This is a genomic window from Xanthobacter flavus, from assembly GCF_017875275.1.
Lineage (GTDB): Bacteria > Pseudomonadota > Alphaproteobacteria > Rhizobiales > Xanthobacteraceae > Xanthobacter > Xanthobacter flavus_A.
On record NZ_JAGGML010000001.1, the window covers coordinates 1,535,668 to 1,545,000 of the forward strand.

A 9,333-nucleotide genomic window follows, 5' to 3' on the forward strand; every position below is an offset into this window, starting at 1 on the left:
CCACGGCCGGCCGGGCTCGAACACCAAATCCGGGGAGAAAAGCATGAGGGAACTGGAGGGGCGCGTTGCCGTCGTCACCGGCGGGGCGCGAGGCCAGGGCGCGGCGGAGGCGCGACGCCTGGGCCGCGAGGGGGCGGCGGTGATGGTGTGCGACGTGCTCGCACCGGAGGGCGAAGCTTTCGCGGCTGAGCTTGCCGCAGAGGGGATCGAGGCCCGCTTCCGCGCGCTCGACGTGACCGACGCGGCCGACTGGTCTCAGGCCATCGCGGCGGTGCGCGACTGGAAAGGGCGGCTCGACATCCTCGTCAACAACGCCGGCATCATCAACCGCACAACGGTCTCCGCCACCGAGCCGGAGGCGTGGGAGCGCGTTCTCAAGGTCAACCTCACCGGCGCCTTCCTCGGTATCCGGGCAGCGGTGCCGCTGATGGAGGAGACCGGCGGCGGGAGCATCGTCAACATTTCTTCGAACAGCGCCTTTTCCGGCCATTACGACCCGGCCTACACGGCGAGCAAATGGGGGCTGCGCGGCCTCACCCGCAGCGCCGCCATGGAATATGCCGCGCGCGGCATCCGCGTGAACGCCGTATGCCCGGGCCTGGTGGTGACGGCCCTCAACGCCGCGAGCCCGCATCTCCAGCCCATGATCGGCATGACGCCCATGGGCCGCAGCGGCACACCGGAAGAGATCGCCGAGCTGGTACTGTTCCTCGCCTCCGACCGCTCCGCCTTCATCACGGGCGAGGATTTCGTGATCGACGGCGGCTTCACCGCCGGCGCCAGCTATCGGCGTGTGGCCGTGGAAACCGGCATCATCTGAGGTCATGGGGCAGCCGGCCCAGGCTGCCCCTACTCTGCCGGCACCTCCATGCGCCCGCGCAACGCGCCGGCCAGATGCTCGGCGAACTGGGCGCTCGCCAGCGGGAGGTTGCGGTCGCGCAGCTGGCCGAGCACCAGATCGGCGCTCGGCAGGTCGCGCTCGTCCACCGGACGCACGACGATGCCGGGCGGCATGGCCTCGGGCTGCGCGCCGATCTCGATCTGGAACGAGATCATGCCCGTGTGGGCGACCAGCCCGCGCAGCAGCTCGAACGAATTGGTCTCTGCCGCCACCGACAGCTTCAGCCCCGCGCGGGACAGCCGCTCCTCGATCATCTGCCGGCCGCCGGTGGAGAATTCCGGCAGGGCCAGCGGATAGCCCGTGCAGTCGGCGAGACGCAGCTTCGCCTTGCGGGCGAGGGGATGGTCCTCGACCATCAGCGCCACCAGCCGCTGCGGCAGGGTCATGATCGGCCGCAGGCGCCCCAGGAACGGCGGGCGGAAGACGAGGATGAGGTCCACCACATAGTCCACCAGCAGGCCCATCGCCCGCTCGTGGTCCACAACCATCACCTCGAACGTCATCAGCGGATAGCGCTTGCGGAAGGCGCCGATCTGCCGGGGCAGGAAATCATGCGCCAGCGCCTGGCTGCAGGCGATGCGCACGGTGCCCCGGCGCAGGCCGCGCAGATCCTCGAGCTGCGAGCGCATCCGGTCAGCGTCGTTCAACTGCTCGCGCACATAGGTGAGGAAGACCTCGCCGGCCGAGGTGAGCCGCACGCCACGGGGGCGCCGCTCCAGCAGCTTCAGCCCCAGTTCCTCCTCCAGATCCATGATGCGACGGTTGAGGGCGGAGGGCGTCACATTGAGCCGGTCGGCGGCGCCGCGAATGGAGCCGGTGCGCGCAACTTCGTCCATGTAGCGCAGGAATCTGAGGTGCCGCATGCCGTCCTCACCTATCGTAGCCTTTTAGGCTACAGCATGTGGAATAATCGGCAATGGATCGCATCACTGTGTCGTGCCAGTGTCATCTCTCAGCAGGAGAGCCCTTCTCCGGCGTGTCGCGAGAGCAATTGTATGTCCGCGTCCGACCCGAGCCCGCTGAAACAGGCCCCGCTGAAATTCGCCCGATCGGTGGTCGCCCCACGCATCGTGACGCTGCCGGCGGCGCCGCAACCGGCGGAAATCGACCTGGCGCGCAGCGCGCTCGTCGTCGTCGACATGCAGAACGATTTCCTCGAACCCGACGGCTGGTTTCCCCGCCTCGGCGTCGACCCGTCCCCGCTTCTAGCCATCGTTCCCACCCTCCAGGCGCTGACGGCGTCCGCGCGGGCGGCAGGCTTGCCGGTGATCTTCGTGAACTGGGGGGTGCGGGCGGACCGTGCCGAGCTTTCGGCCCCGCTGCTCGCCAAGGCGTCCGGCGCAGGCACGCGGCCCGTCTATGGCGACCCCTCGGTGGAGGGGCGCGGCCGCATTCTCGTGGAAGGCGAGTGGGGCGCCGCGACCATCGACGCGCTCGCACCGGAGCCGGGCGACCTCGTGGTCCACAAGCATCGCCTCTCCGGCTTCCACGACAACGAGTTCGACTCCATCCTGCGCAACCGGGGCATCGACACGCTCGTGTTCACCGGCGTGAACATCGACCGCTGCGTGTTCTCCACCCTCTGCGACGCGAGCTTCCGGGGCTACGGCTGCCTTCTGGTGGAAGACGCCTGCGCCACCGTCTCCCCGGCCTTTGTGTCGGACGCCGTCCTCTTCCTCGTGCGCCAGCTCTACGGCGTCACGCTTTCGAGCGGCGACCTCCTCGCCGCCCTTGAAGACCAGCCTCAACAATAACCAGAGCCAGACGGGACCCTCAGAATGACACTCCGGACACTCTCGCGACGCCTTTCAAGCAGCAAATTTGCGCTTGCCCTTGCCCTCGGCGTCGCCTCGACGGCCGTCGCCGGCCTGCCGGCGCTGGCGGACACCAAGCTGAAGATGGTGCTCAACTGGAAGTATCAGGGCCCGCAGGGCATGTTCTTCCTCGCGCAGGACCGCGGATACTTCAAGGCCGAGGGTCTCGACGTCACCTTCGACCAGGGCAACGGCTCCGGCGCCGCCGTTCCGCTGGTGGCCAACGGCACCTATGACATGGGCTTCGGCGACGTGAACGCGCTGATCGAGCTCGCCGCCAAGAAGCCCGAGGGCGCGCCGACCGCCGTCTACATCATGTTCAACCAGCCGCCCTTCACCATCGCGGTGAAGGCGGACAGCCCGATCAAGACGCCCAAGGATCTGGAAGGCAAGACGCTGGGCGGCGCGGCCAATGACGGCGCGCTGAAGCTCTTCCCCGCCTTCTGCAAGGTGGCGAAGATCGACTGCTCCGGCATCAAGATCACCAACATGCAGCCCAACCTGCGCGAGCAGATGCTGATGCAGGGCCAGGTGGACGGCGTGTTCGGCTATGTGAACACCATCCGCTTCTCCGCCAAGCTCATCGGTGCCGACGACGACAAGCTGCGCTACATCAGCTTCGGCGACTACGGCATGGACCTTTATTCCAACGGCATCATCGTGTCGGCCGATCTCATCAAGAACAATCCGGAGGCCATCAGAGGCTTCCTGCGCGCCCTCAACAAGGGCGTCATGGAGACGCTGAAGGATCCGGACGCGGCGGTGGCCGCCGTCGCCAAGCGCGAGCCGCTCATCAAGGTTCCGCTTGAGAAGGAACGCCTCGACGCCACCCTGAAGGCGGAGATGAACCACCCCGAGATCGCGAAGATCGGCCTCGGCAACGTGGACATGAAGCGCCTGCAGCAGTCCATCGACATCCTGGTGGACGCCAACAAGCTGCCCACCACGCCGAAGGCGTCGCAGATCTTCGATCCCGCCTTCCTGCCGCCGGTGGCGGACCTGCCCAAGAAACTGTTCTGACCGAACCGGCCTGACCTTCCTTTTCGAGACCCGGCGCCGCTCCCCGAAGCGGAGCGGCGCCCCATACCCTACGGAATTCCCATGGATCTCAAGCTCAAGGATCGCGTCGCGCTGATCACCGGCCCCGCCAAGGGCATGGGCGCCGCCATCACCCGCGCGTTCGCGGCCGAAGGCTGCCGCCTCGCCCTCATCGGCCGCGACGTGGCCGCCATCGCGCCGGTTGCGGATGACGTGCGCGCCGCCGGCGCCGAGGCCCTCGTGATCGCCTGCGACCTCACCGACGCCGATGCCTGCGATGCCGCCGCCGCGCGGACGGTCGAGGCCTTCGGCACGGTGGACATCCTCGTCAACGTGGCCGGCGGCTCCGGCCCCATCGGCAAGACCGGGGTGGAGACGACGCCTGCGGAGTTCGACGAGATCGTCACCCTCAACATGAACGGCTGCTTCCACACCATGCGCGCCGTGCTGCCCACCATGATCGAGCGCCGCTATGGCAAGATCGTCAATGTGGGCGGCACCTTCGGCATGCGCGGGCGGGCCGGACGCATGGCCTATTCGGCCTCCAAATGGGGCCTGCGCGGCATCACCAAGAGCTTCGCGCTGGAGGTGGGCCAACACAACATCAACGTGAACTGCGTGGAACCCGGCATGGTGGACGGCCCGCGCTTCCGCGAGAAGGTCTGCGCCGACATGGCGAAGAAGCTCTCCATCACGCTGGAGGAAGCCATGGCCCGCCACGCGGCGGACTACGCGCTGCGCCGCGTGACCACCGACGAGGACGTGGCAAACGCCTGTCTGTTCCTCGCCAGCGACGTATCCCGCCAGCTCACCGGCATCGACATGCCGGTCGATGGCGGCTGGGCGATGCTTTGAGGAGGATGACATGAACGAACCGGTCGATCTCGTCATCCATGGCGGGCGCATCGTCTCCCCCGAAACGGTCATCGAGGCCTCCATCGCCATCCGTGGCGAGACCATCGTCGCCGTGGGCACGCCCGATGCCATGTCGGAGGCGAAGGAGACCTTCGACGCCACGGGCCTCACCATCCTGCCCGGCGCCATCGACGTGCATGTGCACTTCCGCGATCCCGGCTACACGCACAAAGAAGACTTCGAGAGCGGCACCGCCGCCGCGGCCTTCGGTGGCGTGACCACCGTGTTCGACATGCCCAACACCATCCCCACCGTCGCGGATGGAGAAACACTCAAGGCCAAGCACGCCATCGCCTCTTCGAAGGCGCATGTGGACTACGGCCTCTATGCCGTGCTGGGCGAAGACACCATCGACAAGGTGCCGGAGCTGATCGAGGCCGGAATCATCGGCTTCAAATGCTACATGGGCAACACCTTCGGCCGCATCCCGACGCCCTCCACCGGGGCGATGCTGGAGGCGTTCGAGATGGTGGCGCCCACCGGCAAGCGCATCTCGCTGCATGCCGAGACCAATTCCGTGATGGAGCGGCGCCAGAAGCGCCTGACCGAGAGCGGGCGCACCGATCCCCTCGCCCATCTCGCCTCCCGACCCGCCGTCGTGGCGGTGGAGGCCGTGGCCCGCGCCGCCATTCTTGCGGAGTGGACCGGCGCGCGCATCCACATCCTGCACATCTCCTCTGCCGCCGAACTCGGACCGCTGCGCGACGCCAAGGCGCGCGGCGTGGACATCACCGGCGAGACCTGCCCGCATTATCTCATGCTCGGCGAGGCCGATTACGCCCGCTGCCGCGGCATCATCCGCGTCAACCCGCCGGTCCGGGAGAGCGTGAACAACGAACCGCTGTGGGCCGGCCTTCTCGACGGCACCATCGACATGATCGCCACCGACCACGCTCCCCACACCCCGGAGGAGAAGACCCGCGCCGACATCTGGAGCGTCGATTGCGGCTTCCCCGGCGTGGAAACCCAGATGCCGCTGATGCTCACCGAGGTCGCGGCCGGCCGCTACGATATCCGCGACTATGTGCGCTGGAGCGCGGTGAACCCGGCCAAGGTGTGGGGCCTCTACCCGAAGAAGGGCGCCATCCTGCCGGGTGCCGACGCCGACCTCGCGTTCGTGGACCTCGACCACGCCTGGACGCTGCGCGACGCCGACCTTCAGTCCCGCTCGAAGATCTCCCCGTGGGATGGCCGGAAGGTGGTCGGCCTGCCGCGCCATACCATGGTGCGCGGGCGCTTCGTGATGAAGGATCGCGCGCTGGTCGCCGACACGAAGGGCCATGGCCGTTCCGTCCATGCCATCCAGCAGATGCCGGAGGCCCGTCCCCTGCACACCGACGAGACCCTGTCGGCGGTCACCGCCGACCGACCGGAGGTGGCGGCATGACCGAGGACGCTCCCCCCTTCGTCCAGCTCCAGGACGTGCGCCTCGCCTACGGGCGCGGCGAGCGCACCGTCGAGGCGCTCGGCACCACAAACCTCAAGATCGGCAAGGGTGATTTCGTCGCCCTCGTCGGGCCCTCCGGCTGCGGCAAATCCACCATCCTGAAGCTGGTGACGGGGCTGATTTCCGCCTCGGCTGGCTGGGTGTTCGTGGCCCAGCGCGAAGTGGGTGCCGAGCCCGTGCGGGTGGGCATGGCCTTCCAGAACCCGACGCTGCTGCCGTGGCTTTCCATCCGGCAGAACGTGATGTTGCCGCTGAAGATCGTGCCGCCCTTCCGCCAGCAGTATCGCGCCAAGAAGAAGACCGAATTCCGCGACCGCGCCGATGCGCTGCTGGCGCAGGTGGGGCTCGCCGGCTTCGGCGACAAGTTTCCCTGGCAGCTCTCCGGCGGCATGCTCCAGCGCGCCTCCCTGTGCCGCGCGCTGATCCACGACCCGCAGCTTCTGATGCTGGACGAGCCGTTCGGCGCCCTCGACCAGTTCACCCGCGAGGAATTGTGGGCGATCCTTCAGGATCTCTGGCTGACCCGGCGGCCGACCGTGCTGCTGGTGACCCATGATCTCAAGGAAGCCGGATACCTTGCCAACCGCGTCTGTGTCATGCGCGCCCGGCCGGGGCGGATCGTCGAGGATTGCGTGGTGGATTTCGCCCGCCCGCGCACCATCGAGATGACCTACGAGCCGGGCTTCGTCTCCCTCACCCAGCGCCTGCGCAGCCTCATCGTCTCGGCCCGCGCGCCCGCCGCCACACCCGACGCCACGGTGGAGAGCGCCGCATGACCTACACCCTGCGTCGCCGCCTCAATTCCGCAGCCGTCATCGTCGGCTTCTTCCTCGTCTGGGAACTCGCCTGCGTGGTCTTCCACATCAAGGAGATCGTGCTGCCGCGCCCGAGCCAGATCTTTGAAACACTCTGGCTGCAGGCCCCGGCCATCTGGCCGCACACGGTGCAGACGCTCTACACCACGCTGGTCGGCTTCGCCCTCGGCATCGTCATCGGCGTGCTGCTCGGGGTGCTGATCGGCTCCTCGCGCCTTGCCTATGACACGGGCTATCCGCTGCTGATCGGCTTCTCCTCCATCCCCAAGGTGGCGGTCGTCCCGATCTTCGTCCTGTGGTTCGGCGCGGGAACGGTGCCGGCGGTGCTCACCGCCATGATCATGAGCCTCTTCCCCATCGTGGTGAATGTGGCCACGGGCCTTGCCACCACGGAGCCTGAACTGGAAGACGTGATGAAGGCGCTGCGCGCCACCAAGCTCGACATCCTGTTCAATGTCGGCCTGCCCCGCGCCATGCCCTATTTCTTCGCCTCCCTGAAGGTGTCGGTGACGCTCGCCTTCGTCGGCACCGTCATCGCCGAGACCGTGGCCTCCAACCGCGGGATCGGCAATCTGATGATGATCGCCTCCTCCTCCTTCGACGTGCCCCTCGTCTTCGCCGGACTGCTCGTGCTGGCGCTGCTGGGCGTCGGCCTCTACGCCATCTTCTCCCTCATCGAGGGGCGGGTGATCGGCTGGGCCCGACGCAAGGACGGGGCGGAATTCGCCTGAGACACGCCATGCGCACAGCCAAGGTCCATCGCATCCCCACCGCGAGCCCCGACGACGTGTCGGGCCTTGCTGCCGCCATCGCCTCCGGCGCCATCGCGCCCGAGGGCATTCTCGCGATCTTCGGCAAGACCGAGGGCAACGGCTGCGTCAACGATTTCTCGCGCGGCTTCTCGGTTTCCGTCTTGCAGGCGCTGCTGCGCGCGCATCTCGGCGCGGCGGCGGACGATATCTGTCTCGTCATGTCGGGCGGGACCGAGGGCGGCATGTCCCCGCACCTTCTCGTGTTCGAGGTTGCCCAGACCGCGCCGGGCGGTCCCTCCCCCGCCCTCGCGGTTGGCCGCGCGCATACGCCGGACCTTCCGTCCGAGCATCTCGGCCGGATGGGACAGGTGCGCGCGGTGGCTGAAGGCGTGCGCCAGGCTATGGCCGCGGCCGGCATCAGGGACGCCGGCGACGTTCATTTCGTGCAGGTGAAGTGCCCGCTGCTCACCGCCGCGCGGGTACGCGAAGCCGAGGCGCGGGGCGCCACCACGGCCACCTCCGACACGCTCAAATCCATGGGGCTGTCGCGCGGGGCCAGCGCCCTCGGCATCGCCCTCGCGCTTGGGGAGGTCGCCGAGGCGGCGCTGTCCGATGCCGCCATCTGCGCCGATTACGGCCTGTGGTCCGGACGCGCAAGTTGCTCCAGTGGCATCGAACTGCTCGGCCATGAGATCGTCGTGCTAGGCCTGTCGAAAGACTGGAGCGGCCCCCTCGCCATTGCCCATGGAGTGATGGCGGATGCCATCGACGTGGCGCCGGCGCGCGAGGCCATCGGCACGCTGGGTGTTAGTGCAGGCGACGACACCATCGTGCTCGCAAAGGCGGAGGCGAGCCGCAGCGGCCTCATTCGCGGCCGACGCCACACCATGCTGGACGACAGCGACATTTCCTCCACCCGCCACGCCCGCGCCTTCGTCGCCGGTGCGCTGGCCGGTGTCGTCGGCCACACGGACATCTACGTTTCCGGCGGTGCGGAGCACCAGGGCCCGGACGGAGGAGGCCCGGTGGCAATCATCGCGCGGCGCATCGTTGCCGAGCAAAGGTAATTTGCCCGCTCCCTTACAGCAGGCGGGCCTTGAGCCGCGCCTGCCATAAAGCCCGGCGCTTCTTCAGTTCGTCGTCCCGTTCGAAATCGGGAAAATCATCGCGCAGGCGGTCGAGTTCCTCATAACGGAACTCGCCGGCGCCATGGGCGGTCCAGGTCGCTTGGAGCGCGCCGTTCGCGTGGCTGCCGATGGCGAGCTCGAACCAGAGTCGGTTCTTGATCGTGTCCAAGGTCCGGCTGGTCCCGACCCACGTTTCTCCCGTCGCGGTGCAGATCACCGTATAGACGCCGAGTGCGGGTTTGCGCTCCTTGTAGGCCGTTATGGCCGCTTTTCGCTCTTGCCTGTCCACCGCAACCTCCATTTTACCCGGATGATATATCCCATATTTGACTCCGGGTAAATATGACCGGACCGGCACTCATCCCTGCCCGTCTGGGCAGGGACAAGCCGATGCGGTTCAGGCGTAATGCGCGATGCCGTTGCCGAGCGACCAATTCTCCTTTTTCACCTCAATGAGATTGATGAACACATCTTCCTGCCGCAGCCCAGGATTCTCGCTCAAATATTGAGCGATCCGCCGAAAC

11 protein-coding genes (1 of these 11 only partly in view) are annotated in these 9,333 nt (G+C 67.4%); 8 read left to right on the plus strand and 3 right to left on the minus strand.

What is annotated here, in order from left to right:
* The first annotated feature begins 43 nt into the window (after positions 1-43).
* Positions 44-820, plus strand: coding sequence for an SDR family NAD(P)-dependent oxidoreductase (locus J2126_RS07475; RefSeq protein WP_209485344.1), 777 nt, complete (start codon positions 44-46; stop codon positions 818-820).
* Between the two features lie 29 nt (positions 821-849).
* Here J2126_RS07475 and J2126_RS07480 read toward each other — a convergent pair whose 3' ends face one another.
* Positions 850-1,764, minus strand: a complete 915-nt coding sequence (locus tag J2126_RS07480; protein ID WP_209485345.1) for a LysR family transcriptional regulator — start codon at positions 1,762-1,764, stop codon at positions 850-852.
* A 132-nt stretch (positions 1,765-1,896) separates the two neighbouring features.
* Between J2126_RS07480 and J2126_RS07485 the strand changes: the two genes are divergently transcribed.
* From J2126_RS07485 to J2126_RS07515, 7 genes are all read left to right on the plus strand, one after another.
* Positions 1,897-2,655, plus strand: coding sequence for a cysteine hydrolase family protein (locus tag J2126_RS07485; protein WP_209485347.1), 759 nt, complete (start codon positions 1,897-1,899; stop codon positions 2,653-2,655).
* 24 nt (positions 2,656-2,679) lie between these two features.
* On the plus strand, positions 2,680-3,735 hold the full coding sequence (locus J2126_RS07490) for an ABC transporter substrate-binding protein (RefSeq protein ID WP_209485349.1): 1,056 nt from the start codon (positions 2,680-2,682) through the stop codon (positions 3,733-3,735).
* An 81-nt stretch (positions 3,736-3,816) separates the two neighbouring features.
* Positions 3,817-4,608, plus strand: a complete 792-nt coding sequence (locus tag J2126_RS07495; RefSeq protein ID WP_209485350.1) for an SDR family NAD(P)-dependent oxidoreductase — start codon at positions 3,817-3,819, stop codon at positions 4,606-4,608.
* 10 nt (positions 4,609-4,618) lie between these two features.
* Positions 4,619-6,055 (plus strand): allantoinase AllB, encoded by a 1,437-nt coding sequence (gene allB / locus J2126_RS07500; RefSeq protein WP_209485351.1) that lies wholly within the window; start codon positions 4,619-4,621, stop codon positions 6,053-6,055.
* A complete protein-coding gene (locus J2126_RS07505; protein WP_209485352.1) occupies positions 6,052-6,891 on the plus strand; it encodes an ABC transporter ATP-binding protein in 840 nt (279 codons plus the stop codon). The genes allB and J2126_RS07505 overlap by 4 nt, the downstream gene beginning before the upstream one ends.
* Positions 6,888-7,661, plus strand: a complete 774-nt coding sequence (locus J2126_RS07510) for an ABC transporter permease (RefSeq protein WP_209485353.1) — start codon at positions 6,888-6,890, stop codon at positions 7,659-7,661. Before J2126_RS07505 ends, J2126_RS07510 begins: the two co-directional genes overlap by 4 nt.
* 8 nt (positions 7,662-7,669) lie before the next feature.
* Positions 7,670-8,749: a ring-opening amidohydrolase gene (locus tag J2126_RS07515; protein WP_209485354.1), complete on the plus strand. Its 1,080-nt coding sequence runs from the start codon at positions 7,670-7,672 to the stop codon at positions 8,747-8,749.
* 13 nt (positions 8,750-8,762) lie between these two features.
* On the opposite strand, the gene J2126_RS07520 is transcribed toward J2126_RS07515, so the two are convergent.
* The gene (locus tag J2126_RS07520; protein ID WP_209485355.1) at positions 8,763-9,098 is read right to left on the minus strand and encodes a GIY-YIG nuclease family protein; all 336 of its coding nucleotides are present in this window, start codon (positions 9,096-9,098) and stop codon (positions 8,763-8,765) included.
* A 108-nt stretch (positions 9,099-9,206) separates the two neighbouring features.
* Positions 9,207-9,333, minus strand: partial view of a tautomerase family protein gene (locus tag J2126_RS07525; RefSeq protein ID WP_209485356.1) — the 3' end only. It continues 254 nt past the right edge of the window; the window shows 127 of its 381 coding nt (coding positions 255-381); its start codon lies beyond the right edge, outside the window; its stop codon occupies positions 9,207-9,209.

Coding starts and splice junctions, on each gene's coding strand:
- J2126_RS07475 (WP_209485344.1), top strand. CDS start 44: ATGAGGGAACTGGAGGGGCGCGTTGCCGTCGTCACCGGCGGGGCGCGA.
- J2126_RS07480 (WP_209485345.1), bottom strand. CDS start 1,764: ATGCGGCACCTCAGATTCCTGCGCTACATGGACGAAGTTGCGCGCACC.
- J2126_RS07485 (WP_209485347.1), top strand. CDS start 1,897: ATGTCCGCGTCCGACCCGAGCCCGCTGAAACAGGCCCCGCTGAAATTC.
- J2126_RS07490 (WP_209485349.1), top strand. CDS start 2,680: ATGACACTCCGGACACTCTCGCGACGCCTTTCAAGCAGCAAATTTGCG.
- J2126_RS07495 (WP_209485350.1), top strand. CDS start 3,817: ATGGATCTCAAGCTCAAGGATCGCGTCGCGCTGATCACCGGCCCCGCC.
- allB (WP_209485351.1), top strand. CDS start 4,619: ATGAACGAACCGGTCGATCTCGTCATCCATGGCGGGCGCATCGTCTCC.
- J2126_RS07505 (WP_209485352.1), top strand. CDS start 6,052: ATGACCGAGGACGCTCCCCCCTTCGTCCAGCTCCAGGACGTGCGCCTC.
- J2126_RS07510 (WP_209485353.1), top strand. CDS start 6,888: ATGACCTACACCCTGCGTCGCCGCCTCAATTCCGCAGCCGTCATCGTC.
- J2126_RS07515 (WP_209485354.1), top strand. CDS start 7,670: ATGCGCACAGCCAAGGTCCATCGCATCCCCACCGCGAGCCCCGACGAC.